Annotated in this window: 20 protein-coding genes; 9 read left to right on the top strand and 11 right to left on the bottom strand. The window is 60.2% G+C overall.

What is annotated here, in order from left to right; genetic code table 11:
* Positions 1-94 precede the first annotated feature (94 nt).
* From J4E42_RS28205 to metE, 3 genes are all read right to left on the bottom strand, one after another.
* Positions 95-760: a DsbA family oxidoreductase gene (locus J4E42_RS28205; RefSeq protein ID WP_008043582.1), complete on the bottom strand. Its 666-nt coding sequence runs from the start codon at positions 758-760 to the stop codon at positions 95-97.
* Positions 761-983: 223 nt separating this feature from the next.
* Positions 984-2,018 (bottom strand): alpha/beta fold hydrolase, encoded by a 1,035-nt coding sequence (locus tag J4E42_RS28200; protein ID WP_008032212.1) that lies wholly within the window; start codon positions 2,016-2,018, stop codon positions 984-986.
* A 227-nt stretch (positions 2,019-2,245) separates the two neighbouring features.
* Entirely contained in the window at positions 2,246-4,558 is a 2,313-nt protein-coding gene (gene metE / locus J4E42_RS28195) for a 5-methyltetrahydropteroyltriglutamate--homocysteine S-methyltransferase (RefSeq protein ID WP_008032214.1), read from the bottom strand.
* Positions 4,559-4,666: 108 nt separating this feature from the next.
* On the opposite strand from metE, the gene metR reads away from it, so the two are divergent.
* Positions 4,667-5,584: a transcriptional regulator MetR gene (gene metR, locus J4E42_RS28190; protein WP_008032216.1), complete on the top strand. Its 918-nt coding sequence runs from the start codon at positions 4,667-4,669 to the stop codon at positions 5,582-5,584.
* A gap of 153 nt (positions 5,585-5,737) precedes the next feature.
* Here the strand turns inward: metR and J4E42_RS28185 are convergent, their stop codons facing one another.
* The 4 genes from J4E42_RS28185 to J4E42_RS28170 form a co-directional block, all read right to left on the bottom strand.
* Positions 5,738-6,235: a GNAT family N-acetyltransferase gene (locus tag J4E42_RS28185; RefSeq protein ID WP_207286685.1), complete on the bottom strand. Its 498-nt coding sequence runs from the start codon at positions 6,233-6,235 to the stop codon at positions 5,738-5,740.
* Between the two features lie 2 nt (positions 6,236-6,237).
* Complete coding sequence (locus J4E42_RS28180; protein ID WP_008032220.1) at positions 6,238-6,876, bottom strand: LysE family translocator; 639 nt, start codon at positions 6,874-6,876, stop codon at positions 6,238-6,240.
* A 22-nt stretch (positions 6,877-6,898) separates the two neighbouring features.
* Positions 6,899-7,333, bottom strand: coding sequence for an NUDIX domain-containing protein (locus tag J4E42_RS28175; RefSeq protein WP_008043577.1), 435 nt, complete (start codon positions 7,331-7,333; stop codon positions 6,899-6,901).
* 186 nt (positions 7,334-7,519) lie between these two features.
* The gene (locus J4E42_RS28170; protein ID WP_207286684.1) at positions 7,520-8,899 is read right to left on the bottom strand and encodes an HD domain-containing phosphohydrolase; all 1,380 of its coding nucleotides are present in this window, start codon (positions 8,897-8,899) and stop codon (positions 7,520-7,522) included.
* 258 nt (positions 8,900-9,157) lie between these two features.
* Between J4E42_RS28170 and J4E42_RS28165 the strand changes: the two genes are divergently transcribed.
* From J4E42_RS28165 to J4E42_RS28145, 5 genes are read left to right on the top strand one after another with little or no spacing between them, the layout of a single operon-like run.
* Positions 9,158-11,443 (top strand): bifunctional diguanylate cyclase/phosphodiesterase, encoded by a 2,286-nt coding sequence (locus J4E42_RS28165; RefSeq protein ID WP_008043573.1) that lies wholly within the window; start codon positions 9,158-9,160, stop codon positions 11,441-11,443.
* Positions 11,440-13,314, top strand: a complete 1,875-nt coding sequence (locus tag J4E42_RS28160; protein ID WP_008043572.1) for a bifunctional diguanylate cyclase/phosphodiesterase — start codon at positions 11,440-11,442, stop codon at positions 13,312-13,314. The genes J4E42_RS28165 and J4E42_RS28160 overlap by 4 nt, the downstream gene beginning before the upstream one ends.
* A gap of 44 nt (positions 13,315-13,358) precedes the next feature.
* A complete protein-coding gene (locus tag J4E42_RS28155) occupies positions 13,359-14,318 on the top strand; it encodes a cytochrome-c peroxidase (RefSeq protein WP_207286683.1) in 960 nt (319 codons plus the stop codon).
* A complete protein-coding gene (locus tag J4E42_RS28150) occupies positions 14,315-16,126 on the top strand; it encodes a DAHL domain-containing protein (protein WP_008043569.1) in 1,812 nt (603 codons plus the stop codon). The genes J4E42_RS28155 and J4E42_RS28150 overlap by 4 nt, the downstream gene beginning before the upstream one ends.
* A complete protein-coding gene (locus J4E42_RS28145; protein WP_207286682.1) occupies positions 16,123-17,529 on the top strand; it encodes an ATP-binding protein in 1,407 nt (468 codons plus the stop codon). Before J4E42_RS28150 ends, J4E42_RS28145 begins: the two co-directional genes overlap by 4 nt.
* A 113-nt stretch (positions 17,530-17,642) precedes the next feature.
* Here the strand turns inward: J4E42_RS28145 and J4E42_RS28140 are convergent, their stop codons facing one another.
* Positions 17,643-18,968, bottom strand: a complete 1,326-nt coding sequence (locus J4E42_RS28140) for an APC family permease (RefSeq protein ID WP_207286681.1) — start codon at positions 18,966-18,968, stop codon at positions 17,643-17,645.
* Positions 18,969-19,203: 235 nt separating this feature from the next.
* Complete coding sequence (locus J4E42_RS28135) at positions 19,204-20,025, bottom strand: carbon-nitrogen hydrolase family protein (RefSeq protein ID WP_207286680.1); 822 nt, start codon at positions 20,023-20,025, stop codon at positions 19,204-19,206.
* A gap of 126 nt (positions 20,026-20,151) precedes the next feature.
* On the opposite strand from J4E42_RS28135, the gene J4E42_RS28130 reads away from it, so the two are divergent.
* Together J4E42_RS28130 and J4E42_RS28125 are read left to right on the top strand one after the other, a co-directional pair.
* Positions 20,152-20,952, top strand: coding sequence for a LuxR C-terminal-related transcriptional regulator (locus J4E42_RS28130; RefSeq protein ID WP_008032237.1), 801 nt, complete (start codon positions 20,152-20,154; stop codon positions 20,950-20,952).
* 152 nt (positions 20,953-21,104) lie between these two features.
* Positions 21,105-22,724: an FMN-binding glutamate synthase family protein gene (locus J4E42_RS28125; RefSeq protein ID WP_008032240.1), complete on the top strand. Its 1,620-nt coding sequence runs from the start codon at positions 21,105-21,107 to the stop codon at positions 22,722-22,724.
* A gap of 15 nt (positions 22,725-22,739) precedes the next feature.
* On the opposite strand, the gene J4E42_RS28120 is transcribed toward J4E42_RS28125, so the two are convergent.
* Both J4E42_RS28120 and J4E42_RS28115 read right to left on the bottom strand, forming a co-directional pair.
* Positions 22,740-24,248, bottom strand: a complete 1,509-nt coding sequence (locus J4E42_RS28120) for a glucosyltransferase domain-containing protein (protein ID WP_207286679.1) — start codon at positions 24,246-24,248, stop codon at positions 22,740-22,742.
* A gap of 1 nt (position 24,249) precedes the next feature.
* Complete coding sequence (locus J4E42_RS28115) at positions 24,250-25,191, bottom strand: glycosyltransferase family 2 protein (protein ID WP_008043559.1); 942 nt, start codon at positions 25,189-25,191, stop codon at positions 24,250-24,252.
* Between the two features lie 248 nt (positions 25,192-25,439).
* Here J4E42_RS28115 and J4E42_RS28110 point away from each other — a divergent pair, with 248 nt between their 5' ends.
* Complete coding sequence (locus J4E42_RS28110; protein ID WP_207286678.1) at positions 25,440-26,588, top strand: OpgC family protein; 1,149 nt, start codon at positions 25,440-25,442, stop codon at positions 26,586-26,588.
* Positions 26,589-26,722 lie beyond the last annotated feature (134 nt).

Genomic DNA, 26,722 nt, shown 5'->3' with positions numbered 1-26,722 from the left:
TCAGCCGCCATTACCGCAGCAACAGATATGCCCCCCATCCAAACCGTGGGAGCAAGCCCGCCCCCCCCAGTAATCAATCCAGTCAACCAAGCGATCAGCTTACAGTCCCGCCTTTTGATTCACTCATGATCTGCCGAATCGCCCCCACAAACGTCTCCACCGGCTGCCCGCCACTGACGGCGTATTGCCCGTTGAACACCACCGTCGGCACCGAACTCACCCCCCGCGACAACCACAACTGCTCTTCCTCACGCACCTCTTTAGCGAACTCGTCCGAGGCCAGAATCGCCTCAGCCCGCTCCCGGTCCAGACCAACGCTTTGCGCAATCTGCACCAACTGAGCATGGTCAGACGGATTGCCGCCCTCCGTGAAATACGCCTTGAACAACGCTTCTTTCAAATTGAACTGCAACCCCTCCAGCCCCGCCCAGAACAACAACCGATGCGCATCGAAGGTGTTGTAGATGCGACTGTTGCCGTCGGTGCGAAAGGCGAACCCGACTTCGGCGCCACGCGCACGGATCATTTCGCGGTTCTTCTGCGACTGCTCGGGGGTCGAGCCGTATTTCTCGGTGATGTGTTCGGTGATGTTCTGCCCTTCCGGGCCCATCTTTGGGTTCAGCTCGAACGGCTGGAAACGGATCTCGGCCTGGACCTCGTCCCCCAGCAGATCCAGGGCACGGGTCAGGCCGTACAGCCCGACAACGCACCAGGGGCAGGACACGTCGCTGACGAAATCGATTTTCAGGGGGGTACTCATCACTCACCTCGCAGGCTGGATACGGGCCGGAAAAGTTGAACGATACACCTGTGGGTCTGAGTACATCTGCTAGAAATTGGTTGGCTGTCAGACCGCCATCGCTGGCAAGCCAGCTCCTACAAGGTCAGCGTGTGCACATAGATTTCGGTCAACCCGGTCTGTAGGAGCCGGCTTGCTGGCGATGGGGCCTTCAAACCCCGCATCGTCGTCGAGGGCATCATCGTTACAGGAGGTTGTGTTCGGCCACCGGATCAATCTGCGCCCAATGCGAAGTGTCCTCGCGGTGAGCTTGCAAATAGGGCAGCACCGCCGCAAGCAATGGCGCTTTGAAGGCCTCCTGAAAACGATGGGCCAGCCCCGGAATCAGCTTCAACTGGCTGCCACGAATATGCGCCGCCAGGTGCACGCCATGCATTACCGGCAACAGCGGATCGGCAGTGCCATGAACCACCAGCGTCGGCACCCGCAGTTGATTGAGCAGTGCCACCCGGCTCGGCTCCGCTAGGATCGCCATGATCTGGCGCTTCACGCCCTCGGGGTTAAACGCACGGTCATAGGACAGCGCCGCCTGATGCAACAGCGCCTGCCGATCATCACTCACCGACGGGCTACCCAGCGCCGCCAACAAATCAGCCTGCTGCTCCAGCGCCACTTCACGATTCGGTGCGCCACGCCGCGAAAGCAGCTGCACCAGCGCCGCGTTCGGCGCCGGCAAGCCTTCGGCACCGGAACTGGTCATGATCAGCGTCAGGCTCTCGACCCGCTGCGGCGCCATGGCCGCCATGTGCTGGGCGATCATCCCGCCCATGCTCGCGCCCAGTACGTGGAATTGCTCGACGTGCAAGGCATCCATCAAACCCAGCGCATCGTCGGCCATGTCGGTCAGGGAATACGGCGCCGATACCGGCAAGCCGAGTTTGTAGCGCAGCACTTCGAAGGTCAGGTTGGCGTCGGCAGGCGATTGCCGCCAGGTGGACAGGCCGACATCGCGATTGTCATACCGGATGACCCGAAACCCCTGCTGACACAGCGCAACCACCACCTCGTCCGGCCAGTGAATCAACTGCCCGCCCAGGCCCATCACCAGCAGCAACGCCGGATCGGAGGCACGGCCGATGCTCTGGTACGCCAGGCTCACCTGCGCCAGATCGACCCGTTCGGTCGGAACATTGACATCGCATCGAGACGCCGCAAAGGACGGAAGGCCAAAGAACAACGCGGCCAGGAAGGCCGCCGTTGATAAAAATCGTGCACGCATGAAAAACACCGAAACGCAGAACCCCAGTAGAGCGCGAGTCTGATGAAGTTTGTTGAAGCGCGCTGCCACAGTTACGTGACAGTTTGATGAAGAGTGCTGAACGGTCGTATTCGTCGCGCAGGCAACGATCTGTAGGAGCCGGCTTGCCGGCGATGAACGATAACGCGGTGAGTACTAATCATCGCGGTGCGGCCATCGCCGGCAAGCCGGCTCCTACAAGGACGGTGTCAGGCCAGCTGACTGCGCAGTTGCCGCGCCGCCGCCACCATGTTCACCAATGCTGCTTCAGTTTCCGGCCATGCCCGGGTCTTCAAACCGCAATCCGGGTTCACCCACAACCGCTCTGCCGGAATGCGCTTCACGGCCTTGCTCATCAACTTGACCATCTCGGCCGTGTCCGGTACCCGTGGCGAGTGAATGTCGTAGACGCCCGGACCGATGTCATTCGGGTAGTCGAACGCTTCGAAGGCTTCCAGCAATTCCATGTCCGAACGCGAGGTTTCGATGGTGATCACGTCGGCATCCATGTCGGCAATCGCCTTGATCACATCATTGAATTCGCTGTAGCACATGTGCGTGTGGATCTGGGTTTCATCGCGCACGCCGGAGGCGCTCAAGCGGAACGCTTCCACCGCCCAATCGAGGTATTCCTGCCATTGCGCCCGACGCAGTGGCAAGCCTTCGCGGAACGCAGCTTCGTCGATCTGCACGATCTTGATGCCGGCGCTTTCCAGGTCGACCACTTCGTCACGCAGGGCCAACGCCAACTGCTGCGCCTGGACTTTGCGCGAAACGTCTTCACGCGGGAACGACCACATCAGCATGGTCACGGGACCGGTGAGCATGCCCTTCATGACCTTGTCGGTCTGGCTCTGCGCGTAGCTGATCCAGTCGACCGTCATGGCTTTCGGACGGCTCAGGTCGCCATAGATGACTGCCGGTTTGACGCAGCGCGAGCCGTAGCTCTGGACCCAGCCAAAGCGGGTGAACAGGTAGCCGTCCAACTGCTCGGCGAAGTACTCGACCATGTCGTTGCGTTCGGCTTCACCGTGTACCAGCACATCCAGCCCCAGACGTTCCTGGACTTGCACGGCATGGCGAATTTCGTGGTGCATGGCGTCGGTGTAGTCGTTGGCTGACAGCTTGCCTTGCTTGTAGGCCTGTCGCGCCAGACGGATCGAACCGGTCTGCGGGAACGAGCCGATGGTGGTGGTCGGGAACGCCGGCAGTTTCAAGCGCGCACGTTGTTGTTCGATGCGTTTGGCGAACGGCGATTGGCGTTGGCTGTCCGCTGCACTGATGGCATTGATGCGCGCCTGCACTTCAGCTTTGTGAATACGCGGCGACTCGGCACGGCTGGCCTGAATCGCCCGGCTTTGTGCCAGCGCGGTTTGCACTTTGGGCGATTGCGGATCGTTGAGCGCGTCGCGCAGCACGGCGATTTCGCCACACTTCTGCACCGCAAACGCCAGCCAGCTTTTCAGTTCCGGATCGAGTTTGTCTTCGCGTTCCAGGTCTACCGGGCTGTGCAGCAGCGAGCAGGAACTGCTGACCCACAGGTTGTCGCCGAAACGTTCCTGGGCCAATTGCAGTTGTGCGAGCACCGGTTCCAGTTCGCAGCGCCAGACGTTGCGGCCATTGACCAGGCCCACCGAGAGAATCTTGTAGGTCGGCAGACGATCGAGCACGTGCAGCAGTTGGTCGGGCGCGCGCACCGCATCGATGTGCAAGCCTTGTACGGGCAAGCCGACGGCCAGGCCGAGGTTGTCTTGCAGGCCGCTGAAGTAGGTCGCCACCAGCTTTTTCAGCGGCGAATACTGGAGGATGTGGTAGGCGCGCTCGAAGGCATTTTTCCATTCTTGCGGCAGGTCGAGGGTCAGGATCGGTTCGTCGATCTGCACCCACTCCACACCTTGTGCCGCGAGGCGGCCGAGGATTTCACCGTAGATCGGCAGCAGGCGTTCCAGCAGGTCGAGCTTGTCGAAGTCGTTGCCTTTGGCCTTGCCCAGCCACAGGTAAGTCAGCGGGCCGATGATCACCGGTTTGACGTTGTGGCCGAGGGCCTTGGCTTCGTCGACTTCGTCGAACAGCTGTTCCCAGCTCAGCTTGAACTGCTGGTCAGCGCTGAATTCCGGGACCAGATAGTGGTAGTTGGTGTCGAACCACTTGGTCAGTTCCTGGGCATATTGCGCTTTGCTGTGTTCGCCACCGCAGCAAGTGGTGGTGGCGCCACGGGCCATGGCGAACAACGTGTCGAGGGTCGGCAGGCCCCTGGCATTCTTGGCGCTGTCGAAACGCTCCGGGATCACACCGAAGGTCAGGGAGTGCGTCAGGACCTGGTCGTACCAGGCGAAGTCGCCGACCGGCAGCAGGTCGATGCCGGCGTCTTTCTGTAGTTGCCAGTGGGTGGCGCGCAGTTGGCGACCGACGCTCTTCAGCGCTTCCTGATCGAGATCGCCCTTCCAGTAGGATTCGAGGGCTTTTTTCAGTTCGCGGTCAGCGCCGATGCGTGGAAAACCAAGTGTGTGGGCCAGAGCCATGGTGAGTTTCTCCTTGTAAAAGATGGCGCTATTGTCGACAGCCAACCCAACATGAGACAAACTCAACCTTTTCGTGTTGATCACAAGTTTTCCTCATGGAGCCCTCCGGTGCTTGAAATCCGTCACTTGAAGACCCTGCACGCCTTGCGCGAAGCCGATAGCCTGGTCGATGCCGCCGACCGCCTGCACCTGACGCAGTCGGCGCTGTCCCACCAGTTCAAGGAACTGGAAGAGCGCATGGGCATGCCGCTGTTCGTGCGCAAGACCAAACCGGTGCGCTTCACCAGTGCCGGTTTGCGCCTGCTGCAACTGGCCGACGCCACCCTGCCACTGCTGCGCGGCGCCGAGCGTGATATCGCGCGGCTGGCCGGTGGCACCGCCGGGCGCCTGCACATGGCGATCGAGTGCCACAGTTGCTTTCAGTGGCTGATGCCGACCATCGACCAGTTCCGCGATGCCTGGCCGGAAGTCGAGCTGGACCTGGCCTCGGGCTTCTCTTTCGCGCCGCTGCCGGCGTTGGCCCGTGGTGATCTGGATCTGGTGGTGACCTCCGATCCGCTGGAACTGGCCGGGATCACCTATGTGCCGTTGTTCACTTATGAAGCCATGCTCGCGGTTGCCAATCAGCACCGTTTGGCGAACAAGGCGTACATCGTTCCGGAGGATTTGCTCACGGAAACCCTGATCACTTACCCGGTGGAACGTGACCGGCTGGACATCTTCACCCGCTTCCTGGAGCCGGCCGACATCGAACCGGCCCAGGTCCGCACCTCGGAACTGACGGTGATGATGATGCAGTTGGTTGCCAGCGGTCGTGGCGTCTGTGGCATGCCGCACTGGGCGCTGCATGAATACAGTTCACGGGGCTACGTGAAGGCCAAGCGGCTGGGCGAGAAGGGATTGTTTGCGACGTTGTACGCGGCGGTTCGTGCGGACATGCTGGATGCGCCGTATATGCGCGACTTCCTGCTGACGGCCAAAGATACGTCGTTCTCGACCTTGGACGGGGTCAGCGCCGTCCGCTAGCACAACACGGACTTGTAGGAGCCGGCTTGCTGGCGATTGCGGTGCATCAGGCGCCATTGATATTGACTGATCCACCGCAATCGCCAGCAAGCCGGCTCCTACAATGGATCGTGGTGGATTCAGATTTCGCGTCGCATATGGATCGTGGTGGGTTCAGATCTCGCGCCACATATGAATCTTGTCGAAGTAATCCTCGCCCACCCGCACCGCCAGTGGTTCGAGGCCGAACTGGATGAAGCCGCAACGCTGGTACAGGCTGAACGCCGCGTCATTGCCGGCGGTAACGGTCAGTTGAATCAGCCTCAACCCCGGGTGGGTTTGCGCTTCGGTCAACGCCGCCTGCACCAGTTGATACCCGAGCCCGCGCTGGCGGACCTGACTGGACACGTACATGCCAAACAGCGTCGCCTTGTGCCGGGCCTTTTCCCGAGGATCGAAGGCAAGGCCGACGATGCCCGACAGCTTCCCTTCCTCAAACGCCCCGAACACCACATCGAGTTTGTTGCTCAGGCGCGATTCCCACCAGCTCAGCGGCATCGTGGCCCGTTCGCGCACGGTGGAGGTAAACGCCTGGGGATGCAGGTCGTAGGCTTCGAGCATCAACGCCCGATAGTCCAGGGCATGGCTGGCATCAAGCCGTTCAATCCACATGTTCACGCCGTCCGTCGTTGCTCAAGCATCAGCCGCACGGCCAACGCCGCCAAGACAAACCCCATGAAGTAACGCTGCACCGCCAGCCAGGTCGGGTTGTTGACGAACCACGACGCGATGCCGGCGGCGAACACCGCGATCAGCAGGTTGACGCTGAAACTGACGCTGATCTGGGTCAGGCCGAGGATGATGCTTTGGTTGAACACCGAACCGTGCTCAGGGGTGATGAATTGCGGAAACACCGAGAGGTAAAACACCGCGATTTTCGGGTTCAGGGCGCTGGTCAAAAAGCCCATGGTGATCAGTTTGCGCGAGGAATCCGGCGGCAACTGCTGTGCCTCGAACGGCGAACGCGCGCCCGGTTTGACCGCCTGCCAGGCCAGCCACACCAGGTACAGCGCGCCGGCCCACTTCAACACTTCATAAGCCATCGGCACCGCGAGGAACACCGCAGTCAATCCCGCTGCCGCAGCGAACAGGTGCACAAAAAAGCCCGCCACCACACCGAGCAACGAAGTGACTCCGGCCTTGCGCCCCTGGCAGATCGAACGAGAGATCAGGTAGATCATGTTCGGTCCCGGCGTCAGTACCATCAGCAACGCGGCAGCGGCGAAGATCAGCAAGTCTTGAAGCGGGATCATGGCGGTTCCTTGGCGTGAATGATCAGGCGATTGCGCTCAACGAGGCTCGATAAAACGGCAGGATCAGGTCGCGTGTCAATGGCGCCAGCGTCACATCGCCGTCGGTGGCGGGGTCGATCCAGCGCACCTCTTCGATTTCCGCCGCAGGCGATACGTCTGAATCGATGGTCAGCAGAAAGAGTTCGGCCTGTACGACAAAACCTGGCTCGTTGGCGGCCGGTGCCGAGAACTGCCCCAGATAAGTGGCGTGCGCCGGATCGATGGCCAATCCCAACTCTTCTTCCAGCTCACGCACCAGGGCGTGAACCGGTTGTTCATGGGCTTCGATCTTGCCGCCCGGTTGCATGAAAGCTTCAGTGCCACGTTTACGCACCAGCAGCGTGCGACCGTCAGGGCCGATCAACAGGGCGGCGGCGATGTGGATGATGCGGGGGGAAGTGGCGGATGCAAGCGTCATGAGTGAGGCGTGGCCTTGGCTGAAAGGTGCAAGCATCACATGAGTGGCTGGACATCGTCACGCCGAAAAAACCTCTGCGAAACACCGCCCCCTGTGGGAGCGGGCTTGCTCGCGAAGCTGTGTGTCAGTCGCCTCTATGTCGGATGTGACGCCGCCTTCGCGAGCAAGCCCGCTCCCACAGGGGGATCAGTGCTGAGCCTGGGGAACCTGTTCCATCTCGAGAATCGCGTCGTTCACTTCTTCCGGCACCTTCACGAAAATGCTGTATTTCGCGCCCTCCATGGCCTCGAAGGCGATCAGCTTTTCCACCAGCGGTCCGTTCAGCACCTTGCCGGCGTTGAGCAACAGCATGCCGTTGTCGGCGTTGAGGTTGCGCGCCAGGACCATCCCCGCTGCCAATTCCCGGGTGGTCATGACCTTGACCATCGGATCGGCCAGGGACACATCACTCAGGTACGCGGCACACACCTTGATGAAATCCTCCACCATCTCGGGGTCGTAGAGTTTTCCGGCGTAGCTGCGGATATACACCAGCGCCTCATCGCTGTTCATCTGCCGCTCCAGGATCAACCCGCGTTGCAACTCGATGAAATCCACTGCCAGTTTCAACACCCGGGAACCGACCGGTATCGCTTCGCCCCTGAGCCGGTCGGGAAAACCGCTGCCGTCCCAACGCTCCTGATGGTGAAGAATCAGACGGGCAGCGTCCTTCATCGGATCGAGCGTCATCAACAGGGATTCGCTCTGCTTCGGGTAATTGCGATAACGCTCGCGATCATTGTGATGCAACAGGTCCGCGGGGGCGGTCATCATGCTGTCGGTCCAGCTCAGCTTGCCGATGTTGTAGAGCGCCGCCGCCATGGTCAGGTCGCGGCTGGTGCCTTCGTCCAGGCCATGAAGTTTGCAGTACACCCGCACCAGCTCGATGATCTGCCGGTTGGTCTGTTTGGCCGGCGGCATGCGCAGGTTGGCCAGCAGCGAGAACATTTCGGTGCCGGTAACGTAGCTGTGCTTGAGCTCTTCGTAGGCCAGGTCGAGCATGTCGGCGGTCTGCTGCAGCTCAGCGGTGCGGGAGGCGACGCGTTTGTCCAGGGTGATGTTGAGCAGCTTCAATTCCTGATTCTGATCCCACGTTTCCTGGACCAGACGCAACCGTTCACGCTCGGAATGCTGATACGCGAGTGATTGTCGCAGTACCAGCAGCATTTCCTCATCGTGCCAGGGCTTGCTGATGTAACGGTGAATCTGCCCGTCATTGATGGCTTTGATAATGGCTGACGGATCGGCATAACCGGTCAACATGATGCGCACGGTATCGGGGTAATGCTGATGGATGAGGGCCAGCAGCGTGGCGCCGTCCATGTTGGGCATGCGCGCGTCACTCATCACCAGGTCAATGGGCTGCTGCGCCATGATTTCCAGGGCCTGGGCGCCGCTGGTGGCCAGCAACACGTCGTAGGGCTGGCCGCGCAACAGTCGACGCAGGCTATTGAGGATGGACTCCTCATCGTCGACCAGCAGCACTTTGGGTTTATAGGTGGACCTCGTGGGGAGTTGCTCTTCCATGGCATTACCTCGGGCGAAAACGGTTACAGCGATATGTCGGGAACCGGGCAAACATCCCCTATTGCCGGATCCTGACCTACAGGCTAGATGATTTTCGACCCACCACTGCAATGATTCGTTTCAGTCGGTTGCGCGAAGTCTGATCCGGGCGACTATGCTCACGTCACTCGGATCCATTATCTGTACGCTCGGCCAAGTGGTCAGGGAAAGGATGCCCCTTATGAACACGGTGTATCAAAACGCTGTCGGTCCCGGCATATGGCGATGAATACGCTGTTGTCGCGGACCAATCGTCGGATTCTTATCGTCGACGACACCGCTTCAATCCACGAGGACTTCATCAAGATCCTCAGCCCGCCTTCGTTTGACGACGACAGCCTGACCAGCGCTGAAAATGCCCTGTTCGGCACCACGGCGGCCATCACGTTGCAGAGCTTCATCCTAGATTCGGCGTTTCAGGGCCTTGAAGCACTGGACAAGGTCGAGACGGCCCTGGCCAACGACCTGCCTTATGCAATGGCCTTCATCGACATGCGCATGCCGCCGGGCTGGGACGGCCTGGAAACCATCGAACGGCTGTGGCAGGTTGATCCGAAGCTGCAAGTGGCGCTTTGCACGGCCTACTCCGACTATTCCTGGGAAGACATCGACGAGCGCCTGGAACTCGGCGACCGCCTGCTGATTCTCAAGAAACCGTTCGATGCCATCGAAATCCGCCAGATGGCCAGCGCGCTGACCGCCAAGTGGCAAATGACCGAAGACGCGGCGCTGAAGATGTCGCTGCTCGAACAAGCGGTCGAGGAGCGTACCCGGGAACTGTCCGATGCCAACATCATCGTGCAGAACAGCCCGACCATTCTCTATCGGCTGCGGGGCGAACCGTCGTTTCCACTGATGTACATCTCGCACAACATCACCAAATACGGGCATGTCGCGGCGAAACTGGTGGCCTCGGCCAACTGGGCCCGGGAGCTGATTCATCCTGACGATCAAGCGAAGGTCGACACGGCGATGGCGCGGGTGCTGGACCGCCATGCCGCCGGAGCGTCCATCGAGTTTCGGATGCGCACTGGCGAAGGGGCCTGGCGCTGGGTGGAAAACCGCTACATCCCGGTGCGCGACGATGAAGGCCGCCTGCTGGAAGTCGAAGGCATCATCATCGACATCACCGAGCGCAAGCTGGCCGAGGAGAAAATCTTCCTGCTGGCGCGCACCGACGGGCTGACCGGGCTGGTCAACCGCGCGACGCTGATCGAACGGCTGCACCAGGCCTTCGCCGCTGCGCGTCGTGGCGCGACCCCGTTTGCCATCTTTTATCTGGACCTGGATCACTTCAAACGCATCAACGATACCCTCGGGCACCCGGTGGGCGATCTGTTGCTGCAAGAAGTCGCCCGGCGGATCAAGGCATGCGTACGAGAGAACGATATCGTCGCCCGCCTTGGCGGCGACGAGTTCGCGATCCTGCAACTGGACGTCAGCGACCCGACCCACTCCGCGTCCCTGGCCACCAAGGTCCGCGACGCGCTGGTGCTCCCCTACTCCCTGGCCGGCAACGATGTCCGGGTGTCGGTCAGCATCGGCATCAGCAGCTACAGCCCGGCCTGCACCAGCGCCGACGGCCTGCTGACCCAGGCCGACATGGCGCTCTATCGCTCCAAGGAAAAGGGCCGAAACCAGTACCACTTCCACTCCGAAGAGATCAATCAGGAGATGGTCGAGCGCATGACCATCGCCAGCGAATTGAGAGAGGCCATCGAGCACGATGAACTCGAACTGCGTTACTGGCCGGAAGTGGACCTGAGCAGCGGCAAGATCCTCGGGATGGAAGCGCAGGTCACCTGGAATCACCCCGGGCGCGGCTTGCTGGAAGCCTCCGCGTTCCTGCCTGCCGCCGAAAAGACCGGCACCATCATCGCCCTCGGTCACTGGGTACTCGATCGCGCCTGCCGGCAAATGCGCCAGTGGCGGGATGAAGGTGTCGCGCCACCGGTGATTGCGATCAAGCTGTCCCTGGCCCAGCTCAAGAGCGGCCCGGAACTGATTTATGACGTGCTGCGCACCACCGCGCGCTGGGAGCTCTGCGCCTGGGACCTGCGCTTCGACGTCACCGAGGCGACGCTGGCCCAGACCAAATGGACCCACAACGATGTGCTGCCGCGCCTGCGGGAGCTGGGGGTGAAGATTGCCATCGACGACTTCGGCACCGAGTATTCGTCGTTCGATTACCTCAAGACCTATCAGGTCAATCACCTGAAGCTCGCTCAACCTTTCATCGATACCGCCGCCCGCGACCCGGCCAGTGCCAACACCTTGCGCGCCATTATCAATTTCGCCCGGGAGGTAGGGATCGGAATCATCGCCGAAGGTGTCGAAACCCAGGAACAGCGCAGTTCATTGATGGCCACCGGGTCGCCGATGAACGCCCAGGGTTACTTCTTCAGCAAAGCGGTCAGCAGCCAGCAGGCCGCCGAGTTGCTGAAAGCCGGAAGCATCGTGCCGATCCGGGACAACCCGCACCGGTCCACGGAGGACAAAGGATGAAAGTGCCTTGCGTGCGGACCAACCGGCGCATCCTGATCGTCGACGACACGCCTTCGATTCATGATGACTTCCGCAAGATCCTCGGCCCCGAAACCGACGATGAACAGACCCTCGCTGGCACAGAAGCCGCACTGTTCGGCACGCCGCACACGGATCGCCTGACGTTTCAGCTCGACTCGGCGTACCAGGGCCAGGAAGCCCTCGAACTGGTCAAACACGCATTGGCTGAAGGTCGCCCCTATGCGCTGGTGTTCACCGACATGCGCATGCCGCCGGGCTGGGACGGCCTGGAAACCATCAAGCAAATGTGGCAAGCCGACCCGCACCTGGAAATCGCGCTGTGCACCGCTTTTTCGGATTACACCTGGGAAGCCATGACCGAACGGCTGGAGTTCGGCGACCAGATGCTGGTGCTGAAAAAGCCCTTCGACAGCCTGGAAATCCGCCAGATGGCCAGTGCCCTGACCTGGAAATGGCAGATGGCGCAGGACGCGGCGATGAAAGTGCTGAGCCTGGAGCAAACCATCGAGGCGCGGGTTCACGAGCTGCTCAAGGTGTCGCACTTGCTGCAGTACGACGTGTTGACCGAGTTGCCCAACAGCACGTTGCTGGGTGACCGGTTGAACCAGTCGCTGGCCCTTTCACGACGCAATGACAAACAACTGGCGGTGATGTTTCTGGGGCTCGACCGCTTCAAGCGCATCAACAATGCGCTCGGCCATCCGGCCGGTGACGAGATGTTGAAACAGGTCAGCCGCAATCTGGTGGCCACCGTGCGCGAGTCGGATTCGGTGTTTCGCTATGGCTCCGACGAGTTCGTGGTCATCCTCGCCGACATTCGCCACCCTCAACAGACCAGGGGCATCGCCGAAAAACTCTTGAACGCCATTCGCATCCCCCTGCATATCGCTGGCCACGACTTGAGCGTGACCGCGAGTCTGGGCATCAGCATTTATCCCGATGACGGCCTCGAAGCCATCGAGCTGATCAAAAAAGCCGAGACCGCGATGCGCAACATCAAGGAAATCGGCCCGAATGATTTCAGCTTTTTCATCGATGAAATGAACCAGCGCGCCAGGGATCAGCAAAGTATCGAAACCGGTATTCGCCTGGCGCTGGAGCGCAACGAGTTTGTCCTGCATTACCAACCCAAACTGGACCTGAGCAGTGGTCAGGTGGTTGGCGCCGAGGCGTTGATCCGCTGGCAGAAACCGGGGCACGGGTTGATCTACCCTTCGGAGTTCATCGGTGTGGCCGAAGACAGCGGTCTGATCGTGCCGCTGAGCAAATGGGTGCTGGCCGAGGCCTGTCGACAAGCCTGCGCCTGGCAAGCCGAAGGGCTGCCAAAAATATGCATGTCGGTGAATATGTCGGCCATCGATTTCCGCCAGCGCGACTTTGTCGACGGCATCGGACTGACCCTCGAACAAACGGGCCTGGAACCGGCGTTGCTGGAACTGGAAATCACCGAAGGCGTGTTGATGCAAAACATCGACACCACCGTCACCGCCCTGACCCGACTCAAAGTCATGGGTATCCGGCTGGCCATCGATGACTTCGGCACCGGCTACTCCAGCCTCAGCTACTTGCGGCGCTTTCCCATCGACGTGCTGAAAATCGACCAGTCGTTCATTCGCGGTTTAAGCACCGACAGCAACGACGCTGCACTGGTCAGCGCCATCATCAGTCTGGGCCGCAGCCTCAAGCTGACCATCATCGCCGAAGGGGTGGAAACCCTCGAACAGCTGGATTTCCTCAAGGCCCATCGATGTGAAGAAGGCCAGGGTTACTACTTCAGCAAAGCCGTCGAACCGGACGCCTTCGCCCGATACCTTGAGTCGGTGAAACCTGCTCCATTTACCGCCACGTGAACGATGCGCAACGACACACGGGCTATCAGCCAAGGAATTATCAGATGTCGCCGTCCATTCACTACCTGCTCCTGGTGCCGCTGCTCGGTTTCTGTCTGAGCACCGTCGCCGCGCCGCTGGACGAACCCCTCAAGCCACTGCCAACGGCGCCTGCACAGAATCCTCTGCGCGTCGAACTCGGTCGCCAGTTGTTCAATGAAACGCGGTTGTCGGTCAACAACACGCTGTCCTGTGCCAGTTGCCATCGACTGGAAAACGGTGGGGCCGATACCCAGGCGTTTTCCATCGGCTTCGCCGGTCAGCCAGTGACGATCAACACCCCCAGCGTGTTCAACGCCACCCTGAATTTCCGGCAGTTCTGGAACGGGCGCGCCGACACCCTGGAATCCCAGGTCCATGAAGTGGTGAAAAGCCCCAGCGAAATGGGCAGCAACTGGGAGCACGTAGTGGAAGTGCTGTCCGCAGACACGGGTTACCGCAGCGCATTTACCAACGCCTACCCGGACGGCGTGACCATGAACAATGTGCAAAACGCCCTGGCCACTTACGAACGAACGCTGCTCAGCAGCAACTCGCGGTTTGATCAGTATCTGCTGGGTAACACCGACATCCTCACGACCGAGGAAAAGTACGGCTACCAACGCTTCAAGGATTATGGCTGCATCGCCTGCCATCAAGGCGTGAACATCGGCGGCAACATGTTCCAGAAGTTCGGCGTCATGGGCGATTACTTCAAGGTTCGCGGCAACCCGACCGACTCCGACCTGGGTCGCTATCTGGTGACCAAGGATGAAGAGGACCGCAACGTGTTCAAGGTACCGAGCCTGCGCAATGTCGCGGTGACCGCACCGTATTTTCACGACGGCTCGGCCAACACGCTGGAAGAAGCGGTGGACGTGATGTTCAAGTTCCAGCTCGGTCGCATTCCTTCCGCCGAGGACAAAACCCTGATCATCAAATTCCTCAAGACCCTGACCGGTGAGTGGGGAGGCAAACCCTTATGAAAATGTCCCGCCGTCGCAGCCTCGCACTGCTGGGCGTCGTCGCTTTGTTACTGGCCTCGACGCTGCTGTTCCTGTACCTCAAGTCGAATTCGAACGAGACGTCGACCTACGCCGAATCCCGGGACCTGATCGGCCGGATCAAACAGCTCAACGCGCAATGGGAAACCGAGATTCTCAAGGCCAGGATCGCCACCAACCACAACTACGATCCGTTGGTCGCGCCGCTGACCGAGATGACAAAGCTGTGGGAGCGGTTCGACACCATGGAGTCGAACCACGGCCGCAACGACTCGCCGATCTGGCGCGCCAGCCATGATGCGTACCTGGCCGCCATCGAGGAAAAGACCCGGCTGGTGGAACAGTTCAAGTCCCACAACGCGCTGCTGCGCAACTCACTGGCGTTCCTGCCCACCGCCGAGGACGACATTCAGGAGCCCCTGGCCCGGTTGGTGGATGGCGACAAACTGCAACTGCAGAACATCGCCACCGACACTTACGATTTGCTGCTCAGCAGCCTGGAGTTCGCCCAGGTCACTTCCGACGACAAGGCCGCTGACATTCTGGTCGGGCTGAACAAGCTAGGGGTGAACAAGCTGCGCCTGCCCGAGCAGTTTCACAGCCCGATCGATATTCTGAGCACCCACATTTCACTGATTCTGCGCGAACAACCGGTGGTCAACCGCTTGCTGGGAAATATCGAAGCGATTCCCGTCGCCGAGCGTCTGGACGACATCACCAGCCTGTTGAACAAGGACCAGCAACAGGCCGATGTGGTCGAGCAGCGTTATCACTTTTACATGCTGGTGTTCTCGGTGTTGCTGGTCCTGTTGCTGGTGTACCTGGCTATTCACTTGATGCGCAGTTTCAGCATTATCAATCGCGTCAACAGAGCTCTGAAAAACGCCAATGACGAACTGGAATTGCGGGTAGAAGAACGCACCCGTGAACTCAAGGATACCCAGAGCGAGCTGCTCGACACCGCGCGGCAGGCCGGCATGGCCGAGATCGCCACCAACGTGCTGCACAACGTCGGCAACGTGCTCAACAGCGTCAACATCTCGGCCGACCTGGTCTCGCGCAAACTGCGCGCCAGCAAGGCCCAGGGGCTGGGCAAAGCCATGCAATTGATCAACGAACACCCCGGCGACCTCGGCACCTTCCTGACCCAGGACGAGAAAGGCAAGTTGCTGCCCGGCTACCTCAACCAACTGGTCGAAGCCATCGCCCTCGAACAGCAAGGCATGAGCGACGAACTGGCCCAACTGAGCAAAAGTGTCGACCACATCAAGGACATCGTCGCCACCCAGCAATCCTACGCGGGCGCCAACAGCCTGGTGGAGCCGCTGCACATCAGCGAATTGCTGGAGGATGCCCTGCGCATGAACTCCGGCGCGCTGACCCGGCATCACGTCACGGTGGTCAAGGAGTACGGCGAGGTGCCGCAGGTCATGGGCGACAAGCACCGGTTGCTGCTGATCCTGATCAACCTGATCAGCAACGCAAAGTACGCGATGTCCGACCTCAGCAACCGCCCGCGACAGATGACCCTCGGGGTCAAAGTGGTCGACGACGCCACGCTGCAAGTCAGCGTCAAGGATGACGGCGAAGGCATCGCCCCGGAAAACATGACGCGCATCTTTGCCCACGGCTTTACCACCCGCAAGGAAGGTCACGGCTTTGGTCTGCACAGTTGCGCACTGGCAGCCATCGAGATGAATGGCCACCTCACCGCCCACAGTGACGGGCCGGGCAAGGGCGCACTGTTCACCCTGCAGATCCCGCTGAAAACCGTCATGGAGGAGGCATGAGCGAATTGTCGAACCGCCGCATTTTGCTGATCGATGACACGCCGTCCATTCATGTGGATTTCCGCAAGATCCTCACGCCGACGCCCGTACAGACCGTCGAGCTGGACGAGATGGAGGCCGCGCTGTTCGGCAGTGAAGTGAAATCCGCCCGCGCGCTGTTCGAGCTGGATTCGGCGTATGGCGGCCAAGAGGGTCTGGGCAAACTCCAAGAAGCCTTGCAGCAAAACCAGCCCTACGCGCTGGCCTTCGTCGACATGCGCATGCCCGAAGGCTGGGACGGCGCACAAACCATCGAGCATCTGTGGCAGGAAGACCCGCGCCTGCAAGTGGTGGTGTGTACCGCCTACTCCGACTATTCCTGGGATGAACTGCTGGACCGTTTGCAGGCGCACGACCGTCTGCTGATTCTGAAAAAACCGTTCGACAACATTGAAGTCCAGCAGATGGCCAACACCCTGCTGACCAAATGGGACATGACCGAACGGGCCTTTGTGCAGATGAGCCACCTGGAGCATCTGGTGGACCAGAGAACGACACAGTTCAAACAGGCCAGTGAGGCATTGCAACGGGAAATCGACGAACGCAAACAGCTTGAATCGCAATTGGTGCAGTCGGAAAAACTCGCGTCACTGGGGCAACTGGCGGCCGGCGTCGCCCATGAAATCAACAACCCCATCGGCTTCATTTCCTCCAACCTCGGCACCCTCGATGGCTATTTCAAACAGCTGCAGGAAATGCTCGACGCTTATCGGGATGCGGAAGAGGCGATCGGTTCCGGCGAGCTGGTCGAGCGCTTGCAACAGCTGCGTGAGCGGATCGAACTGGAATTCCTGCGCGACGACATCCCGTTGCTGATCAAGGAATCCAAGGACGGCATCAGCCGCGTCGGGCAGATCGTCAAAGACCTGAAGGAATTCTCGCGGGTGGACTCCAACCAGGAATGGCAATGGGCGAATCTGCAGCAAGGCATCGAATCGACGCTGAACATCGTGGCCAATGAACTGAAGTACAAGGCCGATGTGGTGAAGGACTATCAGCACCTCCCCGACATCGAATGCCTGCCCTCGCAGATCAACCAGGTGATCATGAACCTCATCGTCAACGCCTCGCAGGCCATCGGCCCGGAACGTGGCACCCTCACCCTGCGCACGGGCATCGACGGTGAAAAGGTGTGGATCGAAGTCGCCGACACCGGCACCGGCATCCCGCCGGCCAGCCTGCAAAAAATCTTCGACCCGTTCTTCACCACCAAACCGGTGGGCCAGGGGACCGGGCTGGGGTTGTCCCTGTCCTATGGCATCGTGAAGAAACACCGGGGGGACATTTCGGTGGTGAGTGAAGTCGGCGCTGGCAGCACTTTCCGCGTCGAATTGCCGATCCACCAATCAAAACCCACTGCCTGAACACAGCCCCCCCTGTAGGAGCTGGCTTGCCAGCGATGGCAATCTCAAGACCTACGTAAATGTTGAGACCGCCATCGCCGGCAAGCCGGGCTCCTACAGGAGTTCGGCGTACCTCAGGTGGCTTCCTGAAAATCCATCTCCGGTGGCTGGCGACGGAATCCGCCGGTCAGCACCGCCAGGTACACCACGCCAATCGCCAGCCAGCTCAGGCCCAGGTAAATCGCCAGGTGATCGAGGCTGACCATCAGCCACAAATCCGCCGCCAGGCCAATGAACGGGAAGATCAGGAACAGCACCAACTCACGCAGCCCCTTTTTCTCGCCGCCAATCCAGTAGTGAAAAATCACCGACAGGTTCACCAGGCTGAACGCCAGGAACGCGCCGAAGTTGATGAACGAGGTCGAGGTGGTGACGTCCAGTTTCAGCGCCAGCAACGCAACCACTGCGCACAGCAGGATGCTGTTGATCGGCGTCCCGAAACGCTCATGCAACGTACCGAAGAAGGATTTCGGCAGCACGCCGTCGCGGCCCATGGCGTAGAGCAGGCGCGAACCGCTGGCCTGAGCCGACAGCCCCGAGGCGAATTGACCGACGATCAAGCCAATCAGGAAGATCGACACGAACAGGTCGCCACCGATGTTGCGGGCAATTTCATAGGCCGCCGAATCGACGCTGTCGAACTGGAACGACGGGTGCGCGATCTGCACGAAGTACGACACGCCGACAAAGATCAGCCCGCCGATCAGGGTAATCAACATGATCGCCCGCGGGATGGTGCGGCGCGGATCGCGGGTTTCTTCGGTCAGGGTACTGACCGCGTCGAAACCGAGGAACGAGTAACAGGCGATGGCGGCACCGCTCATGATCAGTGGCATCTGCATGTCGCCGTTGAAGAACGGCTTCACCGACCACAACGGCGTGCTCGCATCGCCGCCAACGTAGTGGATGCACAGCACCACGAAGGCGATCAGCACCAGAAACTGCACCAGCATCAGCAAGGCGTTGATGCCGTTGGCCAGTTTCAGGCCAACGATATTGATTGCGCTGGTGATGCCGATGAACGCCAGCACCCAGATCCATTGCGGCACGGCCGGGAATGCGGAGTTGAGGTAAGCCGCGCCGATCAGCCAGATCGCCATCGGCAGGAACAGGTAATCGAGCAGCACCGCCCAACCGGCGATGAAACCGAGTTTCGGGCTGATCGCCTTGCGCACGTAGCTATAGGCCGAGCCAGCGACAGGGAATGCCGAGGCCATCCGGCCGTAACTCATGGCGGTAAAGAACATCGCCACCAGCGCCGCGAGGTAAGCGGCCGGCACCATGCCAGCGGTGGATTGAGCGAGGATGCCGAAAGTGCCGAGCACGATGATCGGCGTCATGTAGGCGATGCCAAACAGCACCACCGACCCCAATGACAGGGTGCGTTGCAAACGAGCCATGAGCGACTACTCCGAATTTTATTGGATTTATGGCAGAGCCGAGTTCGGCGCAAATTACGGGTGTTGCGTTTGTTGTTCTTGGGTCAAACAGGTGTGTTGCCTAGGAGGGCCCCATCGCGAGCAGGCTCGCTCCCACATTTGATTTTTGCGATTCACAAACTCTGTGTTCACTGAAGATCCCTGTGGGAGCGAGCCTGCTCGCGATGGCGTCAGCCCGAGCGACACAGAATCCGGATCAGCGCACAGGTATAAGCAGCTCCCGCAATCCAGAAGCATGCTCAACCATCTCCCCCGGCAACTTCAGCCGCTGATCATCCAGGTAGCGATAATCCTGCCGCGCGGAGGTCAGCTGATTCAGATCCAGCTCAACCGCAAACTGCCCCTCCTCGCGCCCGGCCTCGAACAACAGCGTGCCCAGCGGATTCACCAGCGCACTGCCGCCGGCGAACAACAACCCGCCATCGCCCTCTTCCACGCGGTTGACCATCAGCGCAAACGCCTGGTTTTCCTGGGCGCGGGCCATGATCGCGGTGCGGTGCGTCGGGCCGTACGGGTCCATGTTGCCGTTGGTGACGATCAGCAACTCAGCGCCCAGTTGCGCCAAGGCGCGGGCGGATTCCGGGAATTCGATGTCGTAGCAGATCAGCAGGCCGACCCGCACGCCGTTCCACAAACACGTGGCGTAGCGGTCGCCCGGCTCGTACACGCCGCGATCCGACGCCCACAGGTGCGTCTTGCGGTATCTCAGTGCGATGCCTTGCGGGGTAATCAGCAGCGTGGTGTTGAAAAAACGACCGTTGTCGTTTTCCGCCGTACCGATCACCACGGCGATGTTGCGCTCGCGGGCCGCAGCGACGATTGCGCTGACGGTCGGACCGTTCAGCGGTTCGGCAACGGCTGCCACGGTCTCGGCCGACGGGAAGCCCATCAAGTGGCTTTCGGGAAACATGATCAACTGCGTGTCGGCGGCGCAGGCACCAATCGCCGCCAGCGCGCGTTCGAGGTTGTAAGCCGTGTCGTTGTCACGGCCCGCCAGTTGGGCGAGTTCGACCTTCATGGGTAGTCCTTGTTCTAGTGGCCGGGCGGCAGAAAGATTGCCCGGTCGTTGTCTGTGCGCCAGTATGCGCAGCAAGCAACCGGCCAGGGAATCACGCGGCTGGGGTAACCCGATAGGGGTAGATGCATGACACTTTCGTTAGACGACATCGCCTGGCACCGTTCGGTCGGGCAACTGATCGACGCCCTCGACAAGCCGAATTTCTGGACGCAGCTTGTCCGGTTACTGGATCAATACGTGACCTTCGACAGTTGGGTGGCGCTGCTTTTCAGCGCCGATCAGCACCCGCAAGTGTTCGCCGAATGTCCCGGTGAAGACGGCAGCCCGGATCAGTTGTTCCAGGATTACCTGCGCGGTTTGTACTTGCTCGACCCGTTCTACATCGCCTGCCGCGAGCAATCGCGCACCGGGCTGTATCGCCTGTCGGAAGTGGCGCCGGAGCACTTTGAGCTGACCGAGTATTACCAGCGCTACTTTCGTCTGAATGTGGTGGCCGATGAAATCCAGTTCAATTGTCAGCTCGAAGGCGACCGCACGTTGTGCCTGTCACTGGGCAGCAAACAGCGTTTCAGCGGCCAGCAGATCGCTTTGCTGTCGTTGATCCAGCCGTGGGTGCTGGGTTTGTTGCGTCAGCGCCTGCCCTACGAAATCAACGAAGTCGTGGCTCTCGCGCCGGCACCGGTCCAAGGTGACTGGCGGGTGCAGCTGGAAGCCTCGGTGCAACAACTCAAAGGCGCGCAACTGACCGCCCGGGAGCTGGATGTCGGGCGTTTGATGCTCAGCGGTTGCTCCAGTAAAGAAATAGCCCGTAAGCTGGAAATCTCTGTCGAAACCGTGAAAGTCCATAAGAAACACATGTACAGCAAGCTGGGGATCAAGTCCCAGTCCGAGCTGTTTTCGATTTTCCTCCAGGCGCAGAATGCCTGACATAGCACGGTCCCGTAGGAGCGAAGCTTGCTCGCGAAGAGGCCATCACATTCAACATTGATGTTGGCTGAAACGTTGCTTTCGCGAGCAAGCTTCGCTCCTACAGGGATAGGTGTGCCGAACACAACCGAGTCCGAACCCAAGGAAACCGTATGAGCCTGTCACTCCTGAGCCGCTACGCCTTCTTTGCCGTCTGTGTGATTTTCACCCTCGCCAGTCTGCCGTTCCTGGAACACGACTGGCTCTGGCCGATCACCGCTGTCACCGGCGTCCTGAGCCTCGTGGGCCTGTTTGATCTGCTGCAAAGCCCTCACGCCGTACGCCGCAACTACCCGATCCTCGGCAACATCCGCTATCTGGTGGAAGGCATCCGTCCGGAAATCCGCCAGTACCTGCTCGAATCCGACAGCGACGCCCTGCCCTTCTCCCGGGCCCAGCGTTCGCTGGTCTATTCCCGCGCCAAGAACGAAAGCGCCGACAAACCCTTCGGCACGTTGATCGATGTGTACCAATCCGGTTTCGAATTCATCGGCCACTCGATGCGCCCGGCACCGTTGAGCGATCCGGGCAGTTTCCGAACCCTCGTCGGCGGCCCGCAGTGCACGCAGCCGTACTCGGCATCGGTGTTCAACATCTCGGCCATGAGCTTCGGCTCCCTCAGCGCCAACGCCATTCGTGCCTTGAACCAGGGCGCCAAGCTCGGCAACTTCGCCCACGACACGGGTGAAGGCAGCATCAGCGCGTATCACCGGGAAAACGGCGGAGACCTGACCTGGGAACTCGGCAGCGGCTACTTCGGTTGCCGCACCGCAGACGGTCGCTTCGACCCGGAACGCTTCGCCGCCCAAGCGCAAACCCCGCAGGTGCGGATGATCGAAATCAAGATGAGCCAGGGCGCCAAACCCGGCCACGGCGGGATTCTGCCCAAGCACAAGGTCACCAAGGAAATCGCTGAAACCCGTGGCATCCTGATGGGCGAAGACTGCATCTCGCCATCGCGGCACAGTGCGTTTTCCACGCCGATCGAACTGATGCACTTCATCCAGCAATTGCGTGAACTGTCCGGCGGCAAACCGGTGGGCTTCAAGTTCTGCCTCGGCCATCCGTGGGAATTCATGGGCATCGCCAAGGCCATGCTGGAAACCGGCATCCTCCCGGACTTCATCGTCGTTGATGGCAAGGAAGGCGGCACGGGGGCCGCGCCTGTGGAGTTCACCGACCACATCGGCGTACCGATGCGCGAAGGTCTGCTGTTCGTGCACAACACGCTGGTGGGCCTGAACCTGCGGGACAAAATCAAACTCGGCGCCAGCGGCAAGATTGTCAGCGCCTTCGACATCGCCAGCGTGCTGGCCATCGGCGCCGACTGGGCCAACTCGGCGCGCGGCTTCATGTTCGCCATCGGCTGCATCCAGTCGCAGTCGTGCCACACCAACAAATGCCCGACCGGCGTCGCCACGCAGGACACCTTGCGCCAGCGTGCCCTCGTCGTCCCGGACAAGGCCCAGCGGGTGTTCAACTTCCACCGCAACACCCTCAAGGCACTCGCGGAAATGCTCGCCGCCGCCGGCCTCGATCATCCGTCGCAGTTGTCGGCCAAGCACCTGGTGCGGCGCATGTCGGCGACCGAGATCAAGCTGTTCTCGCAGCTGCATGTGTTTTTGAAACCGGGGGAATTGCTCACAGGAGAAGTGAACGGCGAGTTCTACTCACGCATGTGGCAGATGGCGCGGGCGGACAGTTTTGAGCCCAATGAAGTGGCAGCGGCCTGAGTCCAGCGAGGCGCTTCACCAGCGAAGCGCCTTGATCGGGGCCGGTTCTTTCATGACGATAAAACCGTAGTCCCCCAGCAGGTAAATCCGGTAGTACGGGCGCTCCAGCAACGGCGGATACCCCAGATAACCCACCCGTGTCGCATTGCGGCGCTCCTTCTCCGCGACCACGTTGGTGATGCCGAGCTTCGGCAGATTCTCGGCCAGCATGAAAAAGTCGATGTTCAGCAGATAGTGCAACACCGGCATCTGCTTGAACGAACCTGCTGCCCCCGACAGCCAGTGATCGGAATACGTCACCGACATGTAAATCCGCTTGGCCTCGCGCAATTCCCGATGCGTCGAAATGTCGTGCTCAAGGCTGAACAGCGCGCTGGTGCTGAAGGCTTTCTGTACCGTCAGCACCCGACCGTAGGCAAACGACAACGACAGCATCGCCAGCAGTGGCACCGCCAGCAACAGCGTCAGTCGTTCATGGAGTTGCGCCAGCGCCAGATGGCTCAAGTAGAACAACAGCATCAATAAAACCGCGAAGCCCATCAGGGTTCGAGCGCCCTCGTTGAAGTCGCGGAAAAACAGCGCGACGCCGGACACCAGCAGCGTCACGACCGGCAAGGTCAGCAGACACAACAGGCCGATCAACGCTTTCTTCGGCCCACTGTCCTGACGCTTCCACACCTTCAGCCCCAATTGCACAGCGCCGGCGATGGCGCACAGCAACAGCGCGGCGAACACCCAGACCAATCCGCCATGAAACAGCAGCACGACTTTTTCCAGCACTCTGCCGATGTTGATCTGCAGTTGCAGCAGCGGCGCGGCGGTCCAGTTCAACAGCAGCGCGCGATCCTGCGCCATGAACGCCACGGCGCTGACGCAATACATCAGCCAACCCATGGTGACCTGCGCCAGTTTCCAGCCGATCAGCCTGCACAACTGCGGCCAGGCCAAACGGTCATTTACGCCGCGCAGCAGTTCCAGGCAACACAATCCCACAAACACATTGAGACTGATCTGATACAGCCCCAGCGCAAGTGCAATCAGGAGCGAAGGCACCAGCCATTGCAGGCTGCGCGAAGGATGACGAAAGGTGATCGCGTAGATCACCGCCACCAGGCTCAGCGCCATGGCGGGACCGTCATATTGATAAGACAGGTTTTGCAGAAAAAACGGGTTGTACCAGAGGGGCAACGGCACCAGGCAACAGGCGAGCGTCGGTTGCGCAAAGTAATGAAACGTCAGCCGGGTCAGTGCCGAGGCCATGGCCAGCGTGGCGATCAATAGCGGCAAGGGAAAGATGTTCGGTGCCGCGCTGCCGAAAGTGAGCAGGTTGTAGAACAGCTGGGTAAACAGGCGCCCCTGCTCCGCCCAGGCCATGCCCGCCGACAGCGAACGCCAGTTGTCATCGATGTACGGGTAGTCCGCGAGGATCAGCGGCAGCACATACAGCAACGTCGCGAGCAGAAAAAACAGCCAGACCTGTCGGCCGCCGAGTTCCTTGCCGAGCACATCGCGGAATCGGCCCATGCTAAAGCCCGAGCCGGTCTTTGCCGCCGACGATGTCTTTGACCACGTAGCGCGGCCGGTGCTTGGCCTCGATATAGATCCGGCCGACGTACTCACCGAGGATGCCGATGCCAATCAACTGCACACCGCCAAGAAACAGAATGGCGGTCATCAACGATGGGTAACCGGGTACGCTGTTGCCGAAGAAAATCTTGTCCAGCACCATGTACACCGCGTAAAGCACCGCGAAAATCGAAATGCCGCCGCCGACATACGTCCACAAACGCAGCGGCACGGTGCTGAACGACGTCACGCCTTCGAGTGCCAGGTTCCACAATTTCCAGCCATTGAACTTGCTGCTGCCGGCCACGCGCCCGGCGCGTTCGTACTCCACCACCGCGGTGGTGAACCCGGCCCACGACAACACGCCTTTCATGAACAATTGATGCTCGGGCAGTGCGCGGATCACGTTGACTACCTTGCGATCCATCAAGCGGAAATCACCGACGTTTTCTTCGATCCGGGTGTACGCGATACGGTTCAGCACGTGGTAGAACAGCGCCGCGCTGTGGCGTTTGAGGTAACCGTCGGTGGCCCGGTTGCGGCGTTTGGCGAGCACCACGTCCGCGCCCTTTTGCCACTCGTCAATCAACAGTGGAATGACGCTGATCGGGTCCTGCAAGTCGACGTCCATGGGGATCACCGCATCGCCAGAAGCGTATTCCAGGCCGGCGAACAACGCCGGTTCCTTGCCGAAGTTGCGCGAAAAGTTGATCAACAACACACGCTCGTCGACCTGCGCCAGTGCCTTGACCTGTTCGGCCGTCCGGTCGGAGCTGCCATCGTTGATGAATACGATCTCGATCTCGTCGCCGCCCAGCCTCAACTCGCGCTGCACGGCCTGATAAAACAGGCTGATCGCTTGCTCTTCGTTGAAGACCGGAACGATCAGCGAAACCTTCACGTTTCACGCTCCTGAACCATGCTCGGTAAAGATTCGACAGCTGCCATGCACCATTATTCGGGCGCGCCATCGAGCTGGCAGACCAGCGGATGGATTCTTTCAGCCAGTCACATCTGAGACATTCAGTAATAGCGTGTTTTTTGCAATTGTCGTCGAATCGCGCCACCCTGCGCGCCGCCGATGCGCGGCGCGCACCTTTTGCAGCGCTGACCACTCCTTATTCAACACCCGTTCACGAGCCCGCTGTCATGACGTTTGAACGCGATCACCGAATCGACTTTTTTCGAGGCCTGGCGCTGATCTTCATCTTCTGGGATCACGTGCCTCACAACCCCCTCGGTCAAATCACCCCGCGTAACTTCGGTTTCAGCGATGCCGCGGAAATTTTCGTGTTTCTCGCCGGTTACGCGGCGGTCCTGGCCTACGGGAAAATCTTCCGACGGGACGGTTATCTGATTGCCTGCGTGAAGATTCTGCGCCGCGCCTGGGTGCTCTACGTGGTGCATATTTTCTTGCTGGCGATGCTGATGGGCATCGTGTTCTTCGCCAACAGCCATGTGGAAACGAGGGATCTGGTGGAGGAAATGGGCATGCACCACTTCATCACCAACCCGCAGCAAGCCCTGGTCGATGAACTGCTGCTGCGCTTCAAGCCGAACCTCATGGACCCCCTCCCGCTGTACATCGTGCTGCTGGCCGGCTTGCCGCTGGTGCTGCCGATGCTGGTGCGCAAACCATGGGCGGTGGTGGCCGTGTCGTTGACCGTGTACCTGTTGGCGCCGTGGTTCGGCTGGAACCTGGCGGCCATCAAGGATGGCGTGTGGTACTTCAATCCCGTGGTCTGGCAACTGCTGTTTGTGCTGGGCGGCGCGGCGGCGACTTACGGGCAGCGCCCCCGATTACCTGACGCGCGCCCGTTGCTGCGCCGGCCGTTGTTTGTCAGTGCCGTGGTGTATGTGGTGGTTACCGGCGTGCTGACCGTTTCCTGGCGATGGCCGGAAATCCATGATGCGCTGATGCCTGCGTGGCTGAGCAACCTGTTGTACCCGATCAGCAAGACTGACTTGTCGCCGGTGCGGTTGCTGCACTTTCTGGCGCTGGCGTATGTCACGGCGAAGCTGTTGCCCGATACTGGCTGGACGCAAAACTGGCTGGCGCAGCAAAGTTGTCGCATGGGGCGTTATTCGCTGGAAATCTTTTGCCTCGGCGTGTTGTTGGCGCCGTTGGCGGACATGGTCAATGCCATGACCGACGATGCGTTTGCCATGCAGATATTCACAGCCTTGGTGGGTGCGGGGTTGATGGCGTTGTTGGGGGCCTGGCTGGAGTTCAATAAACGGTTGAACCAGCCGGTCAACAGGTCGCAGCGTTCGGTAGCTGAACGGATCTCTCTGTAGGGGCTGGTTTGTCGGCGATAGCGGTCTATCCGGCGACCATTTTCTTTCGGGTGTACATATCCGTTGCTGCGGTGACGGCGGCTATTGGTTTCGCCCTTACGGCGAGTCACTTTCGAAAAGCGCGAAAGTAACCA

Origin of the sequence: Pseudomonas sp. FW300-N2A2 (genome assembly GCF_017351735.1) — a bacterium.
Lineage (GTDB): Bacteria > Pseudomonadota > Gammaproteobacteria > Pseudomonadales > Pseudomonadaceae > Aquipseudomonas > Aquipseudomonas migulae.
This window is presented reverse-complemented; position numbering and strand designations above follow the sequence as displayed.